Source organism: Enterobacter sp. T1-1 (assembly GCF_000710795.1).
GTDB lineage: Bacteria > Pseudomonadota > Gammaproteobacteria > Enterobacterales > Enterobacteriaceae > Enterobacter > Enterobacter cloacae.
This window is the reverse complement of record NZ_JALW01000080.1, coordinates 31,767-54,242: the sequence shown is the minus strand read 5'-3', so window position 1 is coordinate 54,242 and position 22,476 is coordinate 31,767. Positions and strand designations below refer to the sequence as shown.

The following is a 22,476-nucleotide window of genomic DNA, read 5'->3' as shown; positions in this document are numbered from 1 at the left end:
CCTCATTATAGGTTCGCTTATTTGGTCTCACTTTCAGCAGCCTGATCGGCACGTGCGGCACTGTAGCCAGATAAATGGCCGACAATATTGGCGTAAATACTGATGATAATGACCCATAGTACGCTATTCTTCCACCATATTACGGAAGGGATAGCAAGAATGAACCATATTATAGCTGCCGTTAAATGGCACCGTTTAATTGTCCTGGGACTGATGCTCATTATATTTAACCTTTGTTATAGCGTCATTTTTGCGCTTTTTGGTTAATATTTCCTACGGCCAGGTCGGTGAGTTTAAGATCGGTTTCTTTTTCTTCTTCCAGTGTTTCGGCAAGAAGTTTAACGGCTTTTTTATAGCCAAGTTGTTCTGCTAATGTGGCAAGGGTACCGTAACTGGCAATTTCGTAATGTTCCACTTTTTGCGCTGCAGCAATTAATGCAGCATCACGGACTTCATTCTTTTCTGTGCTTTCGATGACCTCATTGGCCTCTTCAATTAAGCCTTCCATTGCCACACATTTCATTCGCTTAAGCTTAATACCGTCTTCCTGTTCGATAATCTGATCGATACGCTCAATCTGACCCTGCGTCTCCTCAAGGTGGGCTGTGAAGGCCGCGCTGAGCTTTTCACTGGAGGCGGCACGGGCGAGTTTGCTCAGGGCTCGGGTAAGCTGTTTTTCCGCGCTGTAGGTATCGGACAGTAGATGAATAAAAACATCCTCGATACTTTTCATATTCATATATTTTGCTCCGGTTAAAACGTTAAGGGAACTGCGAGCCTTTCGGCCCGCAGCATGCTCTCTGGTATTACTGAGACAGCTTAATAAAATCAGGAGTTATCAGATTTACGGCCTCCGCCGTGACTATTCTGACCCCCTTTCTTACCTGCTTCAGATGCGCGTTGCGGATCGTTTTTGAAATTACCGCCGCTGTGCTGGCCGCCTTTACGCCCAGCTTCTGATGCTTTTTCACGGTCTTCAGCGAAATTACCGGAACCACCACGATGCTCTGCCATATTAAACCTCATAGTCATATATTGGTTATGTCAGTACGATACAGAAATATTCCGTATCACTCGTCGTTCGAGTAATAACTTTAGACGCTGTGCGGCATGCGTCAAATGCGTTTCGCCATTCACGGTTGCGTTATTTAAAAATATTGGTGGGTTTACGCTTCGTTTGGCGAAAAAATATGGATGAGTGGGAAGGACTTGTAAAAAAATGCTCGGATTAATCCTAAGTTGCCGCTAAAAACCTGAAAGGTGAGGATAAAAATTGTAGCGCCACAATTTCGTTCAATTTTTAGCCGGGATGGCCTCCAAAATTACTCCTTTATAGCTAGAAAACAGAATAATCATTAATTATAAGGAAACTCCTGGACGACGGGCCGGGGGGAAAGGAAGGGGGCCTGGTACGGCCGCGACAGGTTCGGGCAGCACACGGTTTGACCACTGTCGTCGTAAGATCACAAATCGTAAATTCTTCCCCCCGGAAGGAACGGGTTTCTCTACACTCCAGGTAATATTCACTGGAGGCATGACACCATGGCGAACACCATCACGGCTGATGATATTCGGGAACATTTTTCGCAGGCTATGTCGGCGATGTACCAGCAGGAAGTTCCGCAGTACGGCACCTTGCTTGAGCTGGTCGCGGATGTAAACCTGGCGGTTCTGGAAAACAATCCACTCTTACATGAACAACTGGCGAATGCAGATGAGCTGGCGCGCCTGAATGTGGAGCGTCACGGGGCTATCCGCGTTGGCACCGCAAAAGAGCTTTCTACCCTGCGTCGTATGTTTGCCATCATGGGCATGTACCCGGTCAGCTACTATGATCTCTCTCAGGCGGGCGTTCCGGTTCACTCGACGGCATTTCGCCCGGTGGATGATGCGGCGCTGTGCCGTAACCCGTTTCGTATCTTTACCTCACTGCTGCGCCTTGAGTTGATTGAGAACGTTGCCCTGCGCGAGCGGGCGGCGGAGATCCTCTCTCACCGCAACATCTTTACGCCGCGCTGCCTGGCGCTCATCGAACTGCATGAAAAAGAAGGGGCGTTCACCGAGGCGCAGGCGCGGGAGTTTGTTCAGGAAGCGTTAGAAACCTTCCGCTGGCACCGTCATGCGACGGTCGATCAGGAGACCTATCTGGCGCTGCATAATGAGCATCGCCTGATTGCGGATGTGGTCTGTTTCCCGGGATGCCACATCAACCACCTTACGCCACGCACGCTGGATATTGACCGGGTGCAGGAACTGATGCCGAAGTACGGCATTGAACCCAAAATTCTGATTGAAGGGCCGCCGCGCCGCGAGGTGCCGGTGTTATTGCGTCAGACCAGCTTCAAGGCGTTGGAAGAGCCGGTGCTGTTTGCCGGGGAACATAAAGGCACCCATACCGCGCGCTTTGGTGAAATTGAACAGCGCGGGGTAGCGTTGACGCCGAAAGGTCGCGAGCTTTATGACAGTTTGCTCGCCGAGTCCGGCACCGGTAAAGACAACCTGACCCATCAGCTTCATCTGCGTGAAGTGTTCAGCGCCTTCCCGGACAGCGAGCTGATGATGCGCCGACAGGAGCTGGCGTATTTCCGCTATCGCCTGACGCCAGCGGGTGAAGCGCATCGTCATGCGTTTCGTCCGGGCGACGATCCGCAGCCGTTAATTGAACGCGGGTGGGTGGTTGCCCAGCCGATCACCTATGAAGATTTCCTGCCGGTCAGCGCCGCAGGGATTTTCCAGTCCAATCTCGGGAATGAAACCCAGGCGCGCAGCCACGGTAACGCCAGCCGGGATGCCTTCGAAGCGGCGCTGGGCTGCCCGGTCTATGACGAGTTCGCACTGTACGAGGAGGCGGAAACCCGCAGCAAACAGCGTTGCGGTTTGCTCTGAAATCGTTACTCTTCAGGGGTGTGATGGAAAAAGAAGGTAGTTATGCAATATCCCTCCGCCCCTGTGGTTGAAACGCGCTACGGCGCACTGGCTGGTTTTACGGATAATACTGTTCAGGCGTGGTACGGCATTCCCTACGCCGCACCGCCCGTTGGCAACTGGCGCTGGCGCTCACCGCGACCGCCCGAACGCTGGGATGGGGTTCGCATGGCAACGGCGTTTTCCGCCTCAAGCTGGCAAAGCAGCGAATATTGCCAGGAGCTGGGCGGCGGGGATCCCGGACAGTTTTCAGAGGATTGTCTTTATCTTAACGTGTGGTCGCCTGTTGACCGCGTTGAGCCGCTGCCGGTGATGGTCTGGCTGCACGGTGGTGGGTTCACGCTCGGCGCGGGTGGGTTACCGCCCTATAACGGCAGGGCGCTGGCGGAACGCGGCGTGGTGGTGGTCACCCTCAATTACCGTCTTGGTCATCTCGGCTTTTTCGCCCATCCTGCGCTGGAGGGGGAAGAAGATCGCGTGGTGCATAATTTTGCCCTGCTGGATCAGATCGCCGCTCTCGAATGGGTGCGGGACAATATCGCCGCCTTTGGCGGCAATCCCGAAAACGTCACGCTGTTTGGTGAATCAGCTGGCGCACGCAGCGTGTTGTCGCTGCTGGCCTCGCCGCTGGCGAAAGGGTTATTTCATAAAGCGATTGTGCAAAGTGGCTATACCTTGCCGGATACCCCGCGCGAGCAGGCCCTGCGAAAAGGGGAAGCGCTGGCCGCGCATTTTGGGCTGGAGAACGCGACAGCGGAGCAGTTGCGTGCTATTCCACCTGAGTCGTTCTGGCCGTTAACGGCACCGCTGAATATCGCCCCGGCCCCTGTTGCCGGAGATTGTGTGCTGCCGGAGCCGATGCTGGACGTCTTCTTTGCCGCCCGTCAGCAGCCTGTCCCCATCATGATTGGCTCCAACAGCGACGAGGCGAGCGTAATGGCGGTGTTTGGCATCGATCTCGCCGGACAAATTCAGAAGCTCCGCCGGGAGCGGCGCTTTGGTCTGGGGCTGATCAAGCTGCTCTATCCAGGCGTGAAAGGCGATGAAGAGCTGGGAAGGCAGGTGTGCCGGGATATGGCGTTCACCACAATGGGCTATGTGGTGATGCAGGCCCAGCAGCGCGTCGGCGCGCCGTGCTGGCGCTACTGGTTTGACTATGTGGCCGAAGCGGAGCACGCCACCTATATCAACGGTGCCTGGCACGGCAACGAGGTGCCGTATGTGTTTGATACGCTCGGAGAAGTGGAACCTTCACGGCAGTATGTGAACGCGCGTGATTTACAGTTCGCCGCCCACGTGGCCGACTACTGGGTGAGTTTTGCCCGCGATGCCGGGCATCGTGACAGCCTGCCTGGGCCGACGCACTGGCCAGCCTGCCGTAAAGGGCGTGACGTCCTGTTACGCATTGGTGTGAATAAGCATGCAGGTTTTAAGCTTGAATACCGCTTTATGCGCGCCCGTATGAGCCTCTTTAAACGGGTGATGAAGCACCACGTTAACCTCGATTAAGCAAACAGGCACGAAACGCGGCCAGGCCTTTTTCCGTACCTGGCGCTTCGCGCAGCACCAGCCGGTAGCTCGCACCGGTTTTGATGCTGGTCGCAAAAGGCCGCACCAGCCTTCCTGCGCGGATGTCCTCTTCCACCAGCGTTTCATCAGCGATGGCGACGCCCAGCCCCTGAATGGCCGCCGTAATGGCGAGATCCATCGTGTCGAAGTGTTGATTTTTGTGCATAACAACGCCCGGCTCATCCTGTTTCGCCAGCCACAGTGACCAGTCGGTTTTATCCCGTGTCGGGTGAAGAAAGGTTAATGAACCCAGTCCGGTCCCCGCCCGCAGCGGGCTGAGCACCGGAGTTAACGCCTCTTCGAACAGCAGATCGCCCGCGCTCATGTGCGTGCCAAACACGATGGCGGCGTCGTAGGATTCGGTTTTAAAGTTGACGTTATGATCGGTGGTGGTGGTCAACGCGATTTGCAGATCGGGCTGCTCGCGCTCTACCTCCAGCAGGCGCGGCACCAGCCAGCGCATGGCGCAGGTAGGCGCTTTCAGCCGGATCACCGTATGCTGGGTGCGGGCCCGATCGGCCACGTTCAGCATCTGTTCGAAAGCGGATTGTAGCTCCGGCAGCAGGGCGCTACCCTGGGAAGAGAGGCGCAACCCGCGCGCGTGGCGCTCAAACAGCGGAAAGCCAAACCACGCTTCCAGAGCGGCGATTTTACGGCTCACGGCCCCCTGAGTCAGACAAAGCTCTCTGGCGGCATGGGTGAGATTCAGGTGACGCGCGGTCACCAGGAAGGCGTCGATGGCATTGAGCGGGAGCGAACGGCGCGACATAAAATCACCTCAGCTATGCATTTTTCTCATGGCTATTATGACAACAATTCGATTGTCCCGGCAACGGCGTTGTTGTTTGAATAGTTATGCAATCCCCATGAGAAGGATAAATGATGACCCTGAAGACCGCGGTACAAACCCGTTCCAAATTACCGGATGTGGGTACCACCATTTTTACCGTAATCGGCCAGCTTTCTGCTCAGCACAACGCCATCAATCTTTCTCAGGGCGCACCGAATTTTTCCTGCGACCCGAAACTGATTGCGGGCGTAACCCGCGCAATGGAGGCAGGGCATAACCAGTATGCCGCGATGACCGGCCTGCAGCCTTTGAAAGAGCGTATCGCGGAGAAAATTGCCACCCTTTACGGCACCACGTATGACCCGGGGCGCGAGGTGCTGGTTACCGCCAGTGCCAGCCAGGGGCTCTATTCCGCCATCAGCGGGCTGGTGCATCCGGGCGATGAGGTGATCTACTTCGAACCGTCATTTGATAGCTACGCGCCGATTGTTCGCCTTCAGGGCGCCACCCCGGTCGCCATCAAACTCACGGTGCCGGATTTTGCCGTGAACTGGGATGAGGTCCGCGCGGCCATCACCCCCAAAACGCGCATGATCATCATCAATACGCCACATAATCCAAGCGGGCAGGTGTTCTCCGCGAATGACCTGCAGCAGCTGGTGGCCGTGACGCGTAATACCGATATCATTATTTTGTCTGACGAAGTGTACGAGCACGTCGTTTTTGACGATGAGCCGCACCACGGTATGGCCACACACCCTCAGTTGGCGGAGCGTAGCGTCATTATCTCTTCCTTCGGAAAAACCTATCACGTTACCGGATGGCGCGTGGGGTACTGTGTTGCACCGGCGGCACTGATGGAAGAGATTTGTAAAGTGCATCAATTTTTGATGTTTTCTGCCGATACGCCAATGCAGCATGCGTTTGCCGAACATATGACCGATCCGCAAACCTGGCTGTCGCTGGCGACGTTTTATCAGCGCAAGCGCGATCTGCTGCAAACTTTGCTGGCTGAGTCGCCGTTTAAAATGCTGCCGAGCGCGGGCTCGTTCTTCCTGCTGGCGGATTACAGCCCGTTCAGCGACGAGCCCGACAGCGAGATGGTGAAACGGCTGATCGTTGAGTGCGGTGTCGCGACCATTCCGCTGTCCGCTTTCTATACGGATGGTACGGACAATAAATTGATTCGTCTCTCTTTTGCCAAAGATGAGGCGACGTTACGGGCAGGTGCCCAGGCCCTGTGTCGGGTTAAACCACGCTAAGGAGTTTGAGATGAAATTACGCGCGTTAGTTGTCGGCATGGGACTGCTGTGTACGTTTTCGTCATTCGCGGCCACCGAACTGCGGTACGGACTGGAAGCGGAATATCCACCGTTTGAGAGCCGCAATGCCTCCGGCGAGCTGGAAGGGTTTGACGTTGAATTGGGGAATGCCATTTGCAAAGCCGCAGCGCTGAAATGCACCTGGGTGGAAACATCCTTTGATGCGTTGATTCCGGGGCTGGTGGCCAAGAAATTTGATGCCATCAACTCGGCGATGAACATCACCGAACAGCGGCGCAAAAGTATTGATTTTACCCAACCTATCTACCGCATCCCCTCGCAGTTAGTGGGCAAGGCCGGAACCGCAGTAGAGGCGACACCTGAAGGGCTGAAGGGCAAAACCATTGGCGTGTTGCAGGGTTCCATTCAGGAAACCTATGCCAAAGAGCACTGGGAAAAGCAGGGTGTCACGGTAGTGTCGTATAAAGATCAGAATATGGCGTGGGGCGATTTGCTGAATGGCCGCATCGACGCCTCGCTGGTGATGTCCGCGGCCGGGCAGGCAGGGTTCCTGAGCAAGCCGCAGGGGAAAGGGTTTGGCTTTATCGGCAAACCGGTGTCTGACGACACCATCCTCGGCAGCGGGATCGGCTTTGGGCTGCGCAAAGGGGATGAGGCCACCAAAAAGCAGCTTGATGCCGCGATTGATAAAGTTCGTGCCGACGGCACGATCGCAAAACTCGCTGATAAGTACTTCCCGGGTATCGATGTCAGCGTAAAATAACCACCTCATTTCGCCCCGGTTGTCGATGTCGCACCGGGGCATTTTTCTTCACACTTTCCAGGCTTTCTTTACACCACTTTCGGGCCGTTCTGGTCGACAGAAAATATTTCTCACTTTGCTCATATAATCACCGGCCAACAATTGGATTCTTAACCGTTTTTGTTTAGGCTGTGCGTTCTTTCTTGCCGTCATTTCGCCGAGCGCGAAACACATTCACACGACCATAAGGACGTTTTTCCAGGCATGAATCGCAGACGTTTTTTACAAGGTTCGCTGGCAATGGCAGCCCTGAGCGGCACTTCTGGCCTTGCTTCACTGTTCTCCAGAGCGGCCTATGCCGCTGACTCTGACATCGCCGATGGCCAGAGCCGTCGTTTTGACTTCTCCGTACTGCAATCCATGGCCCATGACCTGGCGAAAACCCCGTGGGGTGGTGCGCCGCGTCCGCTGCCGGAAACGCTGGCAACCATGACGCCGCAGGCCTATAACGCCATCCGGTACGATGAAAAGCAGTCCCTGTGGAACAACATTGAAGGCCGTCAGCTTGACGTGCAGTTCTTCCACATGGGGATGGGCTTCCGCCGCCGCGTGCGGATGTTCTCCCTGGACCAGTCGACCTCCCAGGCGCGTGAGATCCACTTCCGCCCGGAGCTGTTCAGCTACGGGGATACCGGGGTAGATACCAAACAGCTGGAAGGGCAGAGCGACCTCGGTTTTGCTGGCTTCCGCGCCTTCAAAGCACCTGAGCTGGCGCGTCGCGATATTGTCTCTTTCCTCGGCGCGAGCTATTTCCGTGCGGTGGATGACACTTACCAGTACGGCCTGTCGGCGCGTGGTCTGGCGGTGGACACCTTTACCGACACGCCGGAAGAGTTTCCTGATTTTACGGCCTTCTGGTTTGAAACCGTCAAACCGGGCGACACCACCTTTACCGTCTATACGCTGCTGGACAGCCCAAGCATTACCGGTGCCTATAAGTTCGTGATCCACTGCGAGAAGAGCCAGGTGATCATGGAGGTGGAAAACCATCTCTATGCGCGTAAAGACATCAAACAGCTCGGTATCGCGCCGATGACCAGTATGTTCAGCTGCGGCAATAACGAGCGCCGTATGTGCGACACCATTCATCCGCAGATCCATGACTCTGACCGTCTTGCCATGTGGCGCGGTAACGGCGAGTGGATCTGCCGTCCGCTGAACAACCCGCAGAAATTGCAGTTCAATGCCTTTGTCGATAAAAACCCGAAAGGGTTTGGTTTGCTGCAGCTTGACCGGGATTTCTCCCACTATCAGGACGTGATGGGCTGGTATAACAAACGCCCAAGCCTGTGGGTGGAGCCGCGTAACGACTGGGGTAAAGGTGCGGTTGGCCTGATGGAGATCCCAACCACGGGTGAAACGCTGGATAACGTGGTTTGCTTCTGGCAGCCGGAAAAAGCGGTCAAAGCGGGCGATGAGCTGGACTTCAAATATCGCCTGTACTGGAGTGCCATGCCGCCGGTACGTTCCCCGCTGGCCAACGTCTTCGCGACGCGTACCGGTATGGGTGGCTTCCCGGAAGGCTGGGCGCCAGGTGAACACTACCCGAAAGTGTGGGCCCGCCGCTTCGCCATCGACTTTGTCGGCGGCGATCTGAAAGCGGCCGCGCCGAAGGGGATTGAGCCGGTGATTACGCTCTCCAGCGGTGAAGCGAAGCAGGTGGAAATCCTCTACGTTGAGCCGTTTGACGGATACCGCATTCTGTTTGACTGGTACCCAACGTCCGATTCGACGGAGCCGGTGGATATGCGCCTGTTCCTGCGCTGTCAGGGCGATGCCATCAGTGAAACCTGGCTGTATCAGTATTTCCCGCCAGCGCCGGACAAACGTAATTACGTTGACGACCGGGTAATGCGTTAACGATCGATTCCCTCTCCCTGTGGGCTGAGGGATCCCCACAAATAATGCCTGCACAGACGGCCACCTCTCCCTTTGGGAGAGGGCTGGGGTGAGGGGCAATGACCGCAGCAAAATCCGAAATTATCCCGGTATCTTCCCCCTATAGCGCGCCCAGCAGGGGCGTGCGGGTGATTCGACTCTCGCCGTTAACTACTTTTTCGCCGCGCAGATGAATGCTGTCGCCATCGAAAGCCTCAATGACGGCATCGTCGGTGATTTCAACGTGGTGCTCAATCAGTACGTCGCCGCTTATCCGCGCCCGTCCCTGAATCACGACCTTATCATCAATCATGATCGGCCCCCCGCGTAGCCACGCCTGACCGCCAATCAGCACGTGGTGCTTAATCACGCAGTTGCCTTCCACCACCGCATTCTCAGCCACCTGAGAGCTGTAGCGCACGGTAGGGATGGCATCGTCGTCGAATCCGGCAATCAGGCGCGCGTTGCCGTACACTTTTGCGCAGTCGCAGACCCAGACGTTATTGATATCGTTCCCTTCAAGAATCGCCTTGTCGAACACCTCGGCACGGTGCTCGATAAACGCATAATTGACGATGGCCTCGCCGTAGATTTGCGCCTGATGCACCACGCGCGACTGGCTGACGGTCGCGTTGTCGTAGATTTTAAGGATCTGCTCCTGGTCTGGGGTTAAGCCTTTGGCGGCGATAATCATGCTGTTATGCAGCACCCGGGCATCACCAAAAATATGGCATTCCCCCCGTACGGTGGAGTTCTGAATGGTGACGTTGTCACTTATTCGCGCCCCATGGCTCACGTTTGCCCCGTCCAGCCAGCTGTTGCCGCTAATATGGGCATGGTCGCTGACGACGCACGGCAGGGTCAGACGGGCATTACCGGAGACGGTCGCACCGGCGAAGACCACGCTGTTTTCGTCGTAGATCCAGCAGTTCCCCTCCTGAGACAAGGCGCGTTCTTCTTCAATCCAGCCGCCTTTCGTCCCGGCGGCGACGTCATTAAAATCTGTCGTGGCGATAATCTGCTTTAACGTAGCCGAGTGGGGCGTTTCGCCGTTTTTCCAGTGCCAGAGCCGGGTTTCATCGCTGAGCCGATACTTTTTCATCGTGTTATCCCTGGTGAGCGTCTTCACTAAACGTAGCAAACTTTCAGCTTTGCGTTGTGCTGGCATCCGAGGCGGAAACACCTTAAAATGGCATTTCAAATACATTTTAAAATTTAAAATTAATGAATAAAAATGACGAAACCAGGCAGGTACTTAACCTGCCCGCAGGTTATTTTGGCATGGTCCTTGGCATCATCGGCATGGGGTTCGCCTGGCGATACGCCAGCACCCTCTGGCCAGTTACGCGCTGGCCGGGTGAGGGGTTGGTTGCCCTTGCGGTGGTATGTTGGTTTTTACTGACGGTGGCGTTTATTACGCGCGCGGTGCGTTTCCCGCGTAGCGTGCTGGCGGAAATGCGACACCCGGTGATGAGCAGCTTTGTCAGCCTTTTTCCGGCCACCACGATGCTGGTTGCCATTGGGTTTGTCCCCTGGTACCGCCCGGTTTCGCTGGTGTTATTTGCCGTGGGCGTGGTGGTGCAGCTTGCCTATTCCGCCTGGCAAAGCGCCGGGCTATGGCGCGGTAACCATCCTCAGGAGGCGACAACGCCGGGGTTATATCTGCCTACGGTGGCAAACAATTTTATCAGCGCGATGGCGTGTGGTGCGCTGGGGTTTAACGATGCAGGGTTAGTCTTCCTCGGCGCAGGCGTCTTTTCCTGGCTCAGCCTGGAACCGGTTATTCTCCAGCGCCTTCGCAGCGCGGGTGAACTGCCCACCGCACTGCGTACGTCGCTGGGTATTCAACTGGCCCCGGCGCTGGTTGCCTGTAGCGCCTGGATTAGCGTCAACGGTGGGGAAGCCGATACCTTTGCCAAAATGCTGTTCGGTTATGGCCTGTTGCAACTGCTGTTTATGTTGCGTCTGTTGCCGTGGTACATGTCCCAGCCGTTTAACGCATCGTTCTGGAGCTTCTCGTTTGGCGTGTCGGCACTGGCAACCACCGGTCTGCATCTGGGGCACAGCAGCGCGTCAGGCTTTTTCCACGCCATTGCCGTGCCGCTCTTTATCTTCACTAACTTCATCATTGGGATGCTGTTGGTTCGTACATTCATCCTGCTGATACAGGGCAAACTTCTGGTGCGCACTGAGAAAGCACGGCTTATGCAATCTGAGGAACAATAATGGCTGTCGACGAAAACTACTTCACCGAGAAATATGGACTCACCCGTACCCATTCAGAGGTGCTGTACAGCGCAGAGATCGTTAAGCCCGGTAAAACGCTCGATCTCGGCTGCGGCAATGGCCGCAACAGCCTCTACCTGGCCGCTAACGGTTACGATGTGACGGCGTGGGATAAAAACCCCATGAGCATCGATAACATCGAACGCATTAAAGCGGCGGAAGGGATAGCGAATCTGCAGACGGCGATCAAAGACCTGAACAGCCTGAGCTTTGACGGGGAATACGATTTCATTCTCTCCACCGTGGTGCTGATGTTCCTTGAAGCGAAAACCATCCCTGGTTTGATCGCCAATATGCAGCGCTGCACGAAACCGGGCGGTTACAACCTGATTGTGGCCGCCATGGATACTGCGGATTATCCTTGTACCGTCGGCTTCCCGTTTGCATTCAAAACCGGCGAACTGAGCCACTATTACGAAGGCTGGGATCTGCTTAAGTACAACGAAGATCCCGGCGAACTGCATCGCACCGACGAGAACGGCAACCGCATCAAATTGCGCTTCGCGACCCTGCTGGCACGTAAACCCGCTTAACGGGCGGCCAGCAGACAGAGCTGCAGGGCAGTGTGGTAAGAGGCCTCGAACGACGACAGCGGCAGAAACTCAAACCGTGAGTGGAAATTGTGCGCGCCGGTGAAGAAGTTCGGGGTTAACAACCCTTTGGCTGAAAGCGCCGCGCCGTCTGTTCCGCCGCGCATCGGGGTGGGTTTGGGGGTGATGCGAAGGGATTCCATTGCCGCAAACATCAGGTCAATGGCCCGGCGATCTTCCCCAATCGCATTGCTGATATTGCTGTAGGTATCCTCAATCTGGTACTCCACCTTTGCGGTGGGGTGTCGGGCGGCAATCAGCGCCGCGACGTCGGCAATCTGCTGCTTACGGGCGGTAAAGCTTGCCTGATCGAAGTCGCGGATATTCGCTCTCAGTATGGCCTCGTTTTGCCCGGCCTGAATGCCGTTGAACCAGATATAGCCCTCACGCCCCTCGGTGCACTCCGGGGTTTGCTGGCGGTCAAAATGGTTAATAAAATCCGTCGCCATCAGCAGCGGGTTCACCAGCACGCCTTTGGCAGACATGGGGTGCGCGGTGACGCCGGTAAAACGGATTTCTGCCGCCGCCGCGTTAAAGTTTTCATAGACAATTTCACCCAGCTCACAGCAGTCAATCGTCCAGGCAAAATCAACGTCGAAGCGCTTCAGATCCAGCGCTTTTGCCCCCTTCAGGCCAATCTCCTCATCCGGCACAAACGCAACCACGATATCCCCATGCTGATGCGCCGACGTCAGGTTTTCCAGCAGGGTCATCACCACGGTCACGGCGGCTTTATTATCTGCGCCTAATACGCTGGTTCCATCGCTGAAAATAATCTCTTCGTCGGGATAGGCCAGAATTTCCGGGTGCTCATTGACGCGAAGCCAGATATCTTTCTCTTTATTCAGACAGAGGTCTTCACCATTAAAGGTTAATATTTGTGGATGAATATCCGGTGATAATCCCACGTCAACGGTATCAATATGGGTAATAAATCCAATCCGCGGCGCGCCGGGCACATTGCCTTTTTTTACCGCGGTGACCGTGGCAAATTCATCGATGACAATGTCGTCTAAGCCCAGCTGTGTCAACTCTTTGGCCAGTTCTCGCGCCATCTCATGCTGGCCCGGAGTGGAAGGGAGAGTGCTGACTTTTGCATCGCTCTGGCTGGTGATGGCGAGATAACGGAAAAAGCGTTGCGTTAATTGTCTGGAAAGCGGCGAGCCCATAGTGTTTTCTTCCTTATTTATTTTTCGGGTGTTTGCTCCCTCACTTTAATGTTATTTATGAAATGGCAAAAGAATTAATTAGCCGTCGAATTAAAAGACAGGAATAAATGATGAAAAGCAAACTCACAACGTTAACCCTGGCACTCGCCGCGCTCACGGTCAGTTCCACCGTAGCCGCGAAAACGCTGGTGTATTGCTCCGAAGGGTCTCCGGAAAATTTTAATCCTCAGTTATATACCTCGGGTACCAGCGTGGACGCCAGCGCGGTGCCGGTCTATAACCGGTTGGTCGATTTCAAACCTGGCACCACGGAGCTGGTGCCGAGCCTTGCGGAGCGCTGGGAGGTGAGCGAAGACGGCAAGGTCTATACCTTCCATCTGCGCAAAGGGGTGAAATTCCAGAGCAATAAGTCCTTTACGCCAACGCGCGACTTTAATGCCGATGATGTGATCTTCTCGTTTATGCGCCAGAAGGATGTTAATCATCCGTACCATAACGTCTCTAACGGCAGCTATTCCAACTTTGAAAGTCTGGAGTTTGGCAGTTTAATCACCGCGATTGATAAAGTGGATGAGCATACCGTGCGCTTTACTCTGGCGCACCCGGAAGCGCCATTTGTCGCCGATCTGGCGTGGTATTTTGCCTCCATTCTTTCGGCGGAATATGCCGACGCGATGCTCAAGGCGGGCACGCCGGAGAAGGTGGACATGGAGCCCATCGGCACCGGCCCCTTTAAGCTGGCGCAATATCAGAAAGACTCCCGCATCCTGTTCACCGCCTTCCCGGACTACTGGCAGGGGAAATCGAAGCTGGATCGGCTGGTGTTTACCATTACGCCGGATGCATCGGTCCGTTTTGCCAAAATCGAGAAAAACGAATGTCAGGTGATGCCGTTCCCGAACCCGGCCGATCTGCCGCGGATGAAGGCGAACAAGGATATCAATCTCATGAGCAAGGCGGGGCTGAATACCGGCTTCCTGGCGTTCAATACCCAGAAGCCTCCGCTGGATAATGTGAAAGTGCGCCAGGCGCTGGCGATGGCCATCAACAAACCAGCCATTATTGACGCCGTGTTCCACGGCACTGGCACGGCGGCGAAGAACCTGCTGCCGCCGGGGGTATGGGGGGCCGACAGCGAGCTGAAGGATTACGAATACGATCCCGAAAAAGCCAAAGCGCTGTTAAAAGAGGCCGGTTTTGCCAACGGTATCAGCATCGATTTATGGGCGATGCCGGTGCAGCGCCCCTATAACCCGAATGCGAAACGCATGGCGGAGATGATTCAGGCGGACTGGGCGAAGGTGGGTGTGCAGACCAAAATCGTCACCTACGAATGGGGCGAGTACCTGAAGCGGGTGAAGGGCGGCGAGCATCAGGCCGCGCTGATGGGCTGGACTACGGCGACCGGCGATCCGGACAACTTCTTTGGTCCGCTCTTTACCTGCACCTCGGCGAACGGCGGTTCAAACTCGGCCAAATGGTGCTACAAGCCGTTTGATGACATCATCGCCGAGGCAAAATCGATAACCGATCATGACAAACGCGTGGCGCTGTATAAGCAGGCTCAGCAGATGATGCACGATCAGATGCCCGCGGTGATGATCGCCCATTCCACGATTTTTGAACCGGTTCGTAAGGAAGTCACGGGGTACGAAATCGACCCGTTTGGCAAACATATCTTCTGGCAGGTTGATGTCAAACCATGATTTTCCACTGCCCGTAGCATGGCGGGCAGACTTTTCGCAAATTGTGCTCCCGGCATCATTTTTTGTCACAACAAACCCGCCTGACTTTTGCTATAACTTCAAATGCATACTTGCAGATAACATGGAAAACCATCATGCGTACTCACACTTTTTTTAAAGTTGCAGTGCTTTCTGGTCTGTTGGCGCTGGCGGGGTGTTCATCCAAGGTCGCCGCGCCTGAACAATACTCCGGCTTTTTGAAAGATTACTCAGGCTTGCAGCAAACGACATCCGCAACGGGTAAACCAACCCTGCGTTGGGTCGATCCTTCTTATAACGAAGCAAATTACGACAGTATCATCTGGACGCCGATTACCTATTATCCGGCACCTAAACCGACCACCCAGATTGGTCAACGTACGCTTGATGAGCTGTTAAATTACACCAATAACAAAATGAAAACCGCGATTGGCCAACGCAAGCCAATTGTGACGACGCCGGGCAAACACAGCCTGATTTTCCGCGGGGCGATCACCGGGGTGAGCTCGCAGAAAGAAGGTCTGCAGTTCTATGAAGTGGTGCCTGTTGCGCTGGTGGTGGCAGGTACGCAGATGGCAACCGGCCATCGCACCATGGATACCCATCTCTTTTTCGAAGGTGAGTTGATTGATGCGGCGACGAACAAACCGGTAATCAAGGTTGTTCGTAAAGGTGAAGGCAAAGAGCTGAGCAACGAAAATACGCCAATGACCTTCGCGACGCTGAAGCAGGTTGTTGATGACATGGCGACGGACGCCACCATGTTTGATGTGCATAAAACAGCGAAATAATCATATACGGCCTGCACGCGCAGGCCGTTTTTTTATGCCGTACGCAGGCGTCTGAACCAGGTTTCCGGTCTGGTAAACATCACCATATTCCCGCCCAGAATCAGCAGTAACCCGATAATGCCGTTAATGTGCCAGACGTAGCCTTCATACACGGTGGAGATGGACAGCGCCACCAGCGGGAAGAGCAGCGTACTGTAGGCCGCTTTGCCCGGACCAATGCGTCCGACCAGGGTGAAGTAGGCGCCAAAGGCAATCACCGAACCAAACAGGGCCAGATAGACCAGCGCTCCCATGTAGCTCATCGTCCATTGCGGCGCGAAGCTGTCGCCTCTGAACAGCGCGATGCAGCCCATCACCAGCGTGCCGTAGAGCATCGCCCACGCATTGGAGGTCATCGTCTCTAGCCCTCTGCGCTGATGCCGCATGCTGATCATGTTGCCCAGCGAGAAGCCGTAGGTCCCGAGTGCGGAAAGGCCAATGCCCGTCAGCAGCGATACGCTCCAGCCGCTGGCCAGCAGATCGTCCCAGAAGAGGGTGATGATCCCCACCAGACCCAGGGCGGCGGCTGTCCAGAAACGCGCGGGTGGACGCTGTCCGAAGAAAATAAAACTGTTGATGGCGTTATAGAGCACCGCCATGGAAAATATCACCGACTCCAGGCCAGTGTTAATATGCGCCGCTGCCGTGTAAAAGCACCAGAAGTTGAAGCAAAACACGCAGCATCCTTGCAGCACGCAGAACAGATGATCCCGCAGCGCCAGTTTACGCAGGCGGCCAAGCGCCAGGAGCACCACCATCATCGTGGCGCTGGCCAGCGCAAAACGCCAGAAAATGGACACCGGGGCCGCCACAGGACCCTGCTGCAGGAAAATTGCAATCCAGGTGGTTCCCCAGATAACCACCACCAGTCCGTATAACAATGCGTTCATGTTGTCTCTCTTCTCAAACCACGGAAACCCACAGTATGGCGACGAGAGCGTTGACAGGCTTTCACCGTCCTGCGGCGGACTTGCAAAATCTTGCGCTTTTTTCTGTTCCGGGGTCTGGCAACGGAAGACAACAATTCTTAGACTGACATTCTGATTCACAGACGCGCTAACGGTTATGTCACACGCTTACGATACCTTTGAAACGCTCCGCCAACAGAACGCCGTGCTGCGGGAAACCGTTGCGCTCAATTCCGGTATCCAGCTGGCGGCGTGGTACAACAAGCGCGACACGATCACCGTAAAAAGCAATCATCACACCCTGAGCCTGTACGTGGCGGACGGTTATGAGAGCTATCAAAAAACGCCGGGCGGCTGGAAAAACGGCGGCGGGCCGGATCGTTTTTGTCTGATGCCGAAAGAGAGTGAGTCGACGTGGGATATTCGCGATGACCTGTCGTTTGTCCACCTCTACTGCACCGATGACCATCTGCGCGATGTGGGTGAAAAAATCTGGGACAAACGCCCGCTGTCGTTGACGCTGGATGAAAAAATCTTTGGCAGCGATGCAAAAATCACTGCGCTCTATCGTCAGTTTTTGCTCGGCTGTGACTGGCAGCAAAAAGCCAACCAGCTGACGCTCAGCACGGCCTCGACGCTGCTGCTGACCCATCTGCTGCAGAACTATTCGAATGTGCAGTGGAAGCTGCCGGTGGTCACCGGCGGGCTATCGCCGTTTGTACTGCGCAACGTGCTGGCCTTTATCGAAGAGAACCTTGCTCAACCGCTCACGCTGGCTGAACTGGCGGCGCAGGCCGCGCTCAGTGAGTACCATTTTGCCCGCATGTTCCGTCAGTCGACGGGGCTGGCACCGCACCAGTACGTGATGCAGCGCCGCATGGAGAAAGCCAAAACGCTGGTGCAGCATACGGCGACGCCGCTGACGGATATTGCACTCGCCTGTGGATTCAACTCCGCCAGCCACTTCAGCAACCGCTTTCGCAGCGTGATGGGGATGACGCCTTCACAGCTACGCGCGGCGAAAGCGTGATAAAACGGCGAAGCACACGCCTCCCAGCACCAGCCCCCAGAATGCAGAGCCAATCCCGAGCAGCGTCACGCCGCTGGCGGTCATCAGAAACGTGACAATCGCCGCGTCACGCTCCGTTTCGTTATGCAATGCCTGATACAAACTCCCGCTGATGGTGCCCAGCAGCGCCAGGCCTGCCAGCGTCTGGATCCAACTCGGCGGCAGGGCCGCCATCAGCCCGGTAAGGGATCCCCCGAATACGCCCGCCAGCAGATAAAAACCGCCTGCCGCCATCGCTGCCAGCCAGCGTTTACTGGCATCCGGATGCGCATCCGGGCTCTGGCAAATGGCTGCGGTAATGGCTGCAATGCAGATGGAGTAGACGCCGAAGGGCGAAAGCAGCAGCGCCAGCCCGCCGGTCGCGATCATCAGTGGAGATACCGCTAGTGGATAGCCCGACGCTTTCATCGTGGCGACACCGGGCGCATTTTGCGACGCCATGGTCACGAGGAAAAAGGGCAAGCCGATACTGACCAGGCTGGTGAGGTTAAACGCAGGTGCAATGAACTGGGGCATGACGAGGGAAAGGGTGAGTCGGTTTGTGACAACGTCACCGCCCGCCCAGGCCACCACGCTCCCTGTTATCAGAGTCGCCACAATGGCGTAGCGTGGCGCCAGCGCTTTGGCGACCAGCCATGCCGCAATCATGCTGCCGCACAGCAGAAAATGGCCGTCGAGGTGACTGAACGTCTGCAGGCCAAAGCGCAGCAATACGCCTGCCAGCATCGCGGCGGCAAGCGAATGGGGAATAAGCTTCATCAGGCGGGCGAAGAGTCCGGTCAGGCCGCACAGTAAGATCAGCCCATTGGCGAAAATGAAAATGCCGATGGTTTCTGCAAGCGTTATCCCGTGCAGACTGGTAGCCAGCAGCGCCGCGCCGGGGGTTGACCAGGCGGTGAGCACCGGGGCTTTATACCACCATGACAGGGCGAGCGTACTGATCCCCATGCCGAACCCCAGTGCGGTCATCCAGCCGGCGATCTGCTGTGCGCTGGCACCTGCGGCAGCAGCAGCCTGCCAGATGATGGCGGCCGAGCTGGCATAACCGACCAGAACGGCAACAAATCCGGCAAGAATGGCGGGAAAAAGAGGGGCTGACTGGCGCATAATATCTCCGTTGTGCGTTATAACGTCCGCAATAAGGTAGCACTGTGCGTTATAGCGTACAAGTGGTATGCTTACCCCCTCGGGAGGAAACATGGAAATCACACAACATCTTGCTACAACACTCAAGACGCAGCGCCAGGCGCGCGGCTGGAGCCTGTCAAAGCTGGCAGAAGAGACGGGGGTGTCAAAAGCCATGCTGGGACAGATCGAGCGTAATGAATCCAGCCCAACGGTGTCGACGCTGTGGAAAATTGCCACGGGGCTAAACGTCCCGTTCTCGGCGTTTATCACGCCGGAGGCAGACCGGCAGGCGGTGTTCGACCCGCAGCAGCAGGCGATGGTGGTGAAACCGCTGTTCCCGTGGGATGAGACGCTGAAGTTCGATCATTTCTCCATCATCCTGGCGCCCGGCGCACTGAGTGAATCCACGCCGCACGAGGCGGGAGTGATTGAACACGTGGTGGTAATAAGCGGTGAACTGGAGATGAAAATTGACGGCGAATGGCGAACCCTTTACCCCGATCAGGGCGTGCGTTTTGCCGGGGATAAACCGCATGCCTACCGCAACAGCAGCAGCCGACCGGTGCATTTTCACTCCCTGATTCATTATCCCCGCTAAAGGCTCGCAAAACTGTTTCGCTGATGCATACTTCTGACTACAATAGCCGCCATTTTGACCATAACGGATAACGACGAAGTATGCGCCTGCAATCCCATCATCTTGAACTTTTAAGCCCGGCCCGCGATGCCGCCATCGCCCGTGAAGCGATCCTTCATGGGGCTGATGCCGTCTACATTGGCGGTCCTGGCTTCGGTGCCCGCCATAACGCCAGCAACAGCCTGAGCGATATTGCCGAGCTGGTGCCGTTCGCCCACCGTTTTGGGGCGAAAGTGTTCGTGACCCTGAACACCATACTGCATGATGATGAACTGGAGCCTGCGCAACGTCTGATCACCGATCTCTACCAGACCGGCGTGGATGCCCTGATTGTTCAGGACATGGGCGTACTGGAGCTGGATATTCCGCCAATTGAACTGCACGCCAGTACCCAGTGCGATATTCGCACCGTCGAGAAGGCGAAGTTTCTCTCCGATGCGGGCTTTTCCCAGATCGTGCTGGCGCGCGAGCTGAACCTGAATCAAATCCGCGATATTCACCAGGCGACGGATGCCACCATTGAGTTCTTTATCCACGGTGCGCTGTGCGTGGCGTATTCCGGGCAGTGCAATATCTCCCACGCGCAGACTGGCCGCAGCGCCAACCGCGGAGACTGCTCTCAGGCATGCCGTCTGCCGTATACCCTGAAAGACGATCAGGGCCGCGTGGTCGCCTTCGAAAAACACCTGCTGTCCATGAAGGACAACGATCAAACCGCCAACCTGGGCGCACTGATTGATGCCGGTGTGCGTTCCTTCAAGATTGAAGGGCGCTACAAAGACATGAGCTACGTGAAGAACATTACCGCCCATTATCGTCAGATGCTGGACGCCATTATTGAAGATCGCGGTGACCTGGCGCGCGCGTCTGCCGGTCGCACCGAGCATTTCTTTATTCCGTCGACGGATAAAACCTTCCACCGCGGCAGCACGGACTACTTCGTCAATGCCCGTAAAGGCGATATTGGCGCGTTTGATTCACCGAAGTTTATCGGTTTACCGGTGGGTGAAGTGCTGAAGGTCGCCAAAGATTATCTCGACGTGTCGGTGACCGAACCGCTGGCGAACGGGGATGGTCTGAACGTGATGATCAAACGTGAAGTCGTGGGCTTCCGTGCTAATACGGTGGAAAAGACTGGTGAAAACCGCTATCGCGTCTGGCCAAACGAGATGCCTGCCGATCTCTATAAAGCACGTCCTAACGCCGCGCTGAACCGTAACCTTGACCACAACTGGCAGCAGGCGCTGCTGAAAACCTCCAGCGAGCGTCGCATTGCGGTGGATATCGAGTTAGGTGGCTGGGAAGAGCAGTTGATCCTGACCATGACCTGTGAAGACGGCATCAGCGTCACGCATACTCTCGACGGTCTGCTTGAGGTGGCGAACAATGCAGAAAAAGCCCTCAACAGCCTGAAGGATGGCGTGGCGAAGCTGGGACAGACCATTTACTATGCGCGCAACATTGCGGTAAATCTGCCGGATGCGCTGTTCGTGCCAAATAGTCTGCTGAACCAGTTCCGCCGGGAAACGGCAGAGATGCTGGATGACGCGCGACTGGCGAATTATCCCCGCGGCAGCCGTAAGGCGGAAACCGTGCCAGCGCCCGTTTACCCCGAGTCGCATTTATCGTTCCTGGCGAACGTGTATAACCATAAAGCGCGCGAGTTTTATCATCGCCACGGCGTGCAGTTAATTGATGCTGCCTATGAGGCGCACGAAGAGAAGGGTGATGTGCCGGTGATGATCACCAAACATTGTCTGCGTTTTGCCTTTAATCTTTGCCCGAAACAGGCGAAAGGCAATATTAAGAGCTGGAAAGCTACGCCAATGCAGCTGGTGAATGGCGACGAGGTGCTGACCCTCAAATTTGATTGTCGTCCGTGTGAAATGCACGTTATTGGCAAAATGAAAAACCATATTTTCAAAATGCCGCCACCGGGCCGTATTGTTGCCTCCGTGAGCCCCGACGAACTGATGAAAACCCTGCCGAAACGTAAGGGTAATTAATTAACGAAAGTGAGTACCCGGTTTGCGCGATTTTTGCCACAGGTGATGTTCGCGCAAACCCTCTGCTGATTCCTCCGCTGCGCTGCGTAATTCATCACTGTCTGCCTCGTGCCGGAGTTGATGATCAACATTCTTAACCCACAAATATTCATGGCCTTTGTGTCCTGCCATCAGCTGGCCGGAAAACAGGGCGCAGACCAGCATCATAAGCGTTAACCCCTTTTTGAACATGGACTTCCCCTTCAATAAAAATGCCACGCTAGCATGAACGTAGTTTCGTAGGGTTATTATTGGCATTTTCAAATTAGCGCAAAGAATATGTCATGTTGCGCGAACAGGATATATTTTGCGCGTAGTGAGATTTTTCTTAAAAAAGAATTATCTTTGTCATACCCTAAAATTTGGTATCAAAATATGGCAGAGGTTTAAGGATTAATCTTATATAATAAGATTTCTCTGACAAAGGAATGGATCTGATTCAATGAAAAAAGTCATGTCAATAGCGCTTCTGGTGGTTGCCGTTGGGGCTGTTGTAGGTATGAACGTTAACTGGAGTGGCGAACCGGATTATATTCAGTCAGCGGAAGCTCGGGTCGGTTCTTATTTAACCAGCGACTACGGACGCGTGGCATGTAATAGCAAGCAAATTGATGACGAGCGTTGGGAATTAGGGTGTACCAATCCGTCGAAAAGTAAAACATTTCAGTTTGCTGTTTTTTCAGCAGATAAAGCACCGTATGGCGTCTCGCGTCCATTCTATCTGGAAGCGATTAACGATGATGCAAAACAGAGCGCGGAACAGGGCCTGATGCGCTACCTGCAAATTAATACCAAAGCGGGTTAATGGCTCTGTTTAGCTTTTGTTGAGTTCAGGCATGTTAG

Annotated in this window: 22 protein-coding genes; 13 read left to right on the top strand and 9 right to left on the bottom strand. The window is 55.2% G+C overall.

Going from position 1 to position 22,476, the window contains the following annotated elements; all coding sequences use genetic code 11:
- Positions 1-17 precede the first annotated feature (17 nt).
- From AK59_RS01000000123930 to AK59_RS0121540, 3 genes are all read right to left on the bottom strand, one after another.
- Positions 18-221, bottom strand: coding sequence for a hypothetical protein (locus AK59_RS01000000123930; RefSeq protein ID WP_013096662.1), 204 nt, complete (start codon positions 219-221; stop codon positions 18-20).
- A 23-nt stretch (positions 222-244) separates the two neighbouring features.
- On the bottom strand, positions 245-739 hold the full coding sequence (locus AK59_RS0121545; protein ID WP_014831873.1) for a YciE/YciF ferroxidase family protein: 495 nt from the start codon (positions 737-739) through the stop codon (positions 245-247).
- Positions 740-828: 89 nt separating this feature from the next.
- Entirely contained in the window at positions 829-1,014 is a 186-nt protein-coding gene (locus AK59_RS0121540) for a general stress protein (RefSeq protein WP_004150795.1), read from the bottom strand.
- Between the two features lie 528 nt (positions 1,015-1,542).
- Here AK59_RS0121540 and hglS point away from each other — a divergent pair.
- Positions 1,543-2,886 (top strand): 2-oxoadipate dioxygenase/decarboxylase HglS, encoded by a 1,344-nt coding sequence (gene hglS / locus AK59_RS0121535; protein ID WP_020688588.1) that lies wholly within the window; start codon positions 1,543-1,545, stop codon positions 2,884-2,886.
- A 42-nt stretch (positions 2,887-2,928) separates the two neighbouring features.
- Complete coding sequence (locus AK59_RS0121530; RefSeq protein WP_029883801.1) at positions 2,929-4,434, top strand: carboxylesterase/lipase family protein; 1,506 nt, start codon at positions 2,929-2,931, stop codon at positions 4,432-4,434.
- Here AK59_RS0121530 and AK59_RS0121525 read toward each other — a convergent pair.
- Complete coding sequence (locus AK59_RS0121525) at positions 4,421-5,263, bottom strand: LysR family transcriptional regulator (RefSeq protein WP_029883800.1); 843 nt, start codon at positions 5,261-5,263, stop codon at positions 4,421-4,423. The two genes, AK59_RS0121530 and AK59_RS0121525, sit on opposite strands and share 14 nt — an antisense overlap.
- 113 nt (positions 5,264-5,376) lie before the next feature.
- Here AK59_RS0121525 and AK59_RS0121520 point away from each other — a divergent pair, with 113 nt between their 5' ends.
- The 3 genes from AK59_RS0121520 (at position 5,377) to AK59_RS0121510 (ending at position 9,229) form a co-directional block, all read left to right on the top strand.
- Positions 5,377-6,546, top strand: coding sequence for a pyridoxal phosphate-dependent aminotransferase (locus AK59_RS0121520; protein ID WP_029883799.1), 1,170 nt, complete (start codon positions 5,377-5,379; stop codon positions 6,544-6,546).
- Between the two features lie 10 nt (positions 6,547-6,556).
- Positions 6,557-7,330 carry an ABC transporter substrate-binding protein gene (locus AK59_RS0121515; RefSeq protein ID WP_014831878.1) on the top strand — a complete coding sequence of 258 codons (774 nt, stop codon included), beginning with the start codon at positions 6,557-6,559 and terminating at the stop codon, positions 7,328-7,330.
- 243 nt (positions 7,331-7,573) lie between these two features.
- Positions 7,574-9,229, top strand: coding sequence for a glucan biosynthesis protein D (locus AK59_RS0121510; RefSeq protein WP_013096654.1), 1,656 nt, complete (start codon positions 7,574-7,576; stop codon positions 9,227-9,229).
- Between the two features lie 139 nt (positions 9,230-9,368).
- On the opposite strand, the gene ydcK is transcribed toward AK59_RS0121510, so the two are convergent.
- Positions 9,369-10,349, bottom strand: a complete 981-nt coding sequence (gene ydcK / locus AK59_RS0121505) for a YdcK family protein (RefSeq protein ID WP_029883798.1) — start codon at positions 10,347-10,349, stop codon at positions 9,369-9,371.
- 122 nt (positions 10,350-10,471) lie between these two features.
- Between ydcK and tehA the strand changes: the two genes are divergently transcribed.
- Both tehA and tehB read left to right on the top strand, forming a co-directional pair.
- On the top strand, positions 10,472-11,473 hold the full coding sequence (gene tehA, locus AK59_RS0121500; RefSeq protein WP_029883797.1) for a dicarboxylate transporter/tellurite-resistance protein TehA: 1,002 nt from the start codon (positions 10,472-10,474) through the stop codon (positions 11,471-11,473).
- Complete coding sequence (gene tehB, locus AK59_RS0121495) at positions 11,473-12,066, top strand: tellurite resistance methyltransferase TehB (RefSeq protein ID WP_013096650.1); 594 nt, start codon at positions 11,473-11,475, stop codon at positions 12,064-12,066. The genes tehA and tehB overlap by 1 nt, the downstream gene beginning before the upstream one ends.
- Here tehB and pepT read toward each other — a convergent pair.
- Positions 12,063-13,292: a peptidase T gene (gene pepT, locus AK59_RS0121490; protein WP_029883796.1), complete on the bottom strand. Its 1,230-nt coding sequence runs from the start codon at positions 13,290-13,292 to the stop codon at positions 12,063-12,065. The two genes, tehB and pepT, sit on opposite strands and share 4 nt — an antisense overlap.
- A 110-nt stretch (positions 13,293-13,402) precedes the next feature.
- Between pepT and AK59_RS0121485 the strand changes: the two genes are divergently transcribed.
- Both AK59_RS0121485 and AK59_RS0121480 read left to right on the top strand, forming a co-directional pair.
- Complete coding sequence (locus tag AK59_RS0121485; protein ID WP_029883795.1) at positions 13,403-14,998, top strand: ABC transporter substrate-binding protein; 1,596 nt, start codon at positions 13,403-13,405, stop codon at positions 14,996-14,998.
- A 134-nt stretch (positions 14,999-15,132) separates the two neighbouring features.
- A complete protein-coding gene (locus AK59_RS0121480) occupies positions 15,133-15,807 on the top strand; it encodes a DUF3313 domain-containing protein (RefSeq protein ID WP_029883794.1) in 675 nt (224 codons plus the stop codon).
- Positions 15,808-15,839: 32 nt separating this feature from the next.
- Here the strand turns inward: AK59_RS0121480 and AK59_RS0121475 are convergent, their stop codons facing one another.
- Positions 15,840-16,736: a DMT family transporter gene (locus tag AK59_RS0121475; protein WP_029883793.1), complete on the bottom strand. Its 897-nt coding sequence runs from the start codon at positions 16,734-16,736 to the stop codon at positions 15,840-15,842.
- Between the two features lie 175 nt (positions 16,737-16,911).
- Here AK59_RS0121475 and AK59_RS0121470 point away from each other — a divergent pair, with 175 nt between their 5' ends.
- Positions 16,912-17,784 (top strand): helix-turn-helix domain-containing protein, encoded by an 873-nt coding sequence (locus tag AK59_RS0121470; RefSeq protein WP_013096645.1) that lies wholly within the window; start codon positions 16,912-16,914, stop codon positions 17,782-17,784.
- On the opposite strand, the gene AK59_RS0121465 is transcribed toward AK59_RS0121470, so the two are convergent.
- Complete coding sequence (locus tag AK59_RS0121465; RefSeq protein WP_072007046.1) at positions 17,764-19,023, bottom strand: benzoate/H(+) symporter BenE family transporter; 1,260 nt, start codon at positions 19,021-19,023, stop codon at positions 17,764-17,766. The two genes, AK59_RS0121470 and AK59_RS0121465, sit on opposite strands and share 21 nt — an antisense overlap.
- On the opposite strand from AK59_RS0121465, the gene AK59_RS0121460 reads away from it, so the two are divergent.
- Together AK59_RS0121460 and AK59_RS0121455 are read left to right on the top strand one after the other, a co-directional pair.
- On the top strand, positions 19,022-19,549 hold the full coding sequence (locus AK59_RS0121460) for a helix-turn-helix domain-containing protein (RefSeq protein ID WP_013096643.1): 528 nt from the start codon (positions 19,022-19,024) through the stop codon (positions 19,547-19,549). The genes AK59_RS0121465 and AK59_RS0121460 overlap by 2 nt on opposite strands.
- 80 nt (positions 19,550-19,629) lie before the next feature.
- Entirely contained in the window at positions 19,630-21,594 is a 1,965-nt protein-coding gene (locus AK59_RS0121455) for a peptidase U32 family protein (RefSeq protein WP_029883791.1), read from the top strand.
- Here AK59_RS0121455 and AK59_RS0121450 read toward each other — a convergent pair whose 3' ends face one another.
- Positions 21,595-21,825, bottom strand: a complete 231-nt coding sequence (locus AK59_RS0121450; RefSeq protein WP_013096641.1) for a DUF2554 family protein — start codon at positions 21,823-21,825, stop codon at positions 21,595-21,597.
- Between the two features lie 250 nt (positions 21,826-22,075).
- Here AK59_RS0121450 and AK59_RS0121445 point away from each other — a divergent pair, with 250 nt between their 5' ends.
- Positions 22,076-22,438 carry a hypothetical protein gene (locus tag AK59_RS0121445; RefSeq protein ID WP_023619540.1) on the top strand — a complete coding sequence of 121 codons (363 nt, stop codon included), beginning with the start codon at positions 22,076-22,078 and terminating at the stop codon, positions 22,436-22,438.
- Positions 22,439-22,476 lie beyond the last annotated feature (38 nt).

What these genes read in the sequence shown, in the direction of transcription:
- AK59_RS0121545 (WP_014831873.1), bottom strand. Translation starts at nt 739, where the DNA reads ATGAATATGAAAAGTATCGAGGATGTTTTTATTCATCTACTGTCCGAT.
- AK59_RS0121510 (WP_013096654.1), top strand. Translation starts at nt 7,574, where the DNA reads ATGAATCGCAGACGTTTTTTACAAGGTTCGCTGGCAATGGCAGCCCTG.
- AK59_RS0121465 (WP_072007046.1), bottom strand. Translation starts at nt 19,023, where the DNA reads ATGTTTCCTCCCGAGGGGGTAAGCATACCACTTGTACGCTATAACGCA.
- AK59_RS0121515 (WP_014831878.1), top strand. Translation starts at nt 6,557, where the DNA reads ATGAAATTACGCGCGTTAGTTGTCGGCATGGGACTGCTGTGTACGTTT.
- hglS (WP_020688588.1), top strand. Translation starts at nt 1,543, where the DNA reads ATGGCGAACACCATCACGGCTGATGATATTCGGGAACATTTTTCGCAG.
- AK59_RS0121540 (WP_004150795.1), bottom strand. Translation starts at nt 1,014, where the DNA reads ATGGCAGAGCATCGTGGTGGTTCCGGTAATTTCGCTGAAGACCGTGAA.
- ydcK (WP_029883798.1), bottom strand. Translation starts at nt 10,349, where the DNA reads ATGAAAAAGTATCGGCTCAGCGATGAAACCCGGCTCTGGCACTGGAAA.
- pepT (WP_029883796.1), bottom strand. Translation starts at nt 13,292, where the DNA reads ATGGGCTCGCCGCTTTCCAGACAATTAACGCAACGCTTTTTCCGTTAT.
- AK59_RS0121460 (WP_013096643.1), top strand. Translation starts at nt 19,022, where the DNA reads ATGGAAATCACACAACATCTTGCTACAACACTCAAGACGCAGCGCCAG.
- AK59_RS0121455 (WP_029883791.1), top strand. Translation starts at nt 19,630, where the DNA reads ATGCGCCTGCAATCCCATCATCTTGAACTTTTAAGCCCGGCCCGCGAT.
- tehB (WP_013096650.1), top strand. Translation starts at nt 11,473, where the DNA reads ATGGCTGTCGACGAAAACTACTTCACCGAGAAATATGGACTCACCCGT.
- AK59_RS0121485 (WP_029883795.1), top strand. Translation starts at nt 13,403, where the DNA reads ATGAAAAGCAAACTCACAACGTTAACCCTGGCACTCGCCGCGCTCACG.
- AK59_RS0121450 (WP_013096641.1), bottom strand. Translation starts at nt 21,825, where the DNA reads ATGTTCAAAAAGGGGTTAACGCTTATGATGCTGGTCTGCGCCCTGTTT.
- AK59_RS0121520 (WP_029883799.1), top strand. Translation starts at nt 5,377, where the DNA reads ATGACCCTGAAGACCGCGGTACAAACCCGTTCCAAATTACCGGATGTG.
- AK59_RS0121480 (WP_029883794.1), top strand. Translation starts at nt 15,133, where the DNA reads ATGCGTACTCACACTTTTTTTAAAGTTGCAGTGCTTTCTGGTCTGTTG.
- AK59_RS0121530 (WP_029883801.1), top strand. Translation starts at nt 2,929, where the DNA reads ATGCAATATCCCTCCGCCCCTGTGGTTGAAACGCGCTACGGCGCACTG.
- AK59_RS01000000123930 (WP_013096662.1), bottom strand. Translation starts at nt 221, where the DNA reads ATGAGCATCAGTCCCAGGACAATTAAACGGTGCCATTTAACGGCAGCT.
- AK59_RS0121445 (WP_023619540.1), top strand. Translation starts at nt 22,076, where the DNA reads ATGAAAAAAGTCATGTCAATAGCGCTTCTGGTGGTTGCCGTTGGGGCT.
- AK59_RS0121470 (WP_013096645.1), top strand. Translation starts at nt 16,912, where the DNA reads ATGTCACACGCTTACGATACCTTTGAAACGCTCCGCCAACAGAACGCC.
- tehA (WP_029883797.1), top strand. Translation starts at nt 10,472, where the DNA reads ATGAATAAAAATGACGAAACCAGGCAGGTACTTAACCTGCCCGCAGGT.
- AK59_RS0121525 (WP_029883800.1), bottom strand. Translation starts at nt 5,263, where the DNA reads ATGTCGCGCCGTTCGCTCCCGCTCAATGCCATCGACGCCTTCCTGGTG.
- AK59_RS0121475 (WP_029883793.1), bottom strand. Translation starts at nt 16,736, where the DNA reads ATGAACGCATTGTTATACGGACTGGTGGTGGTTATCTGGGGAACCACC.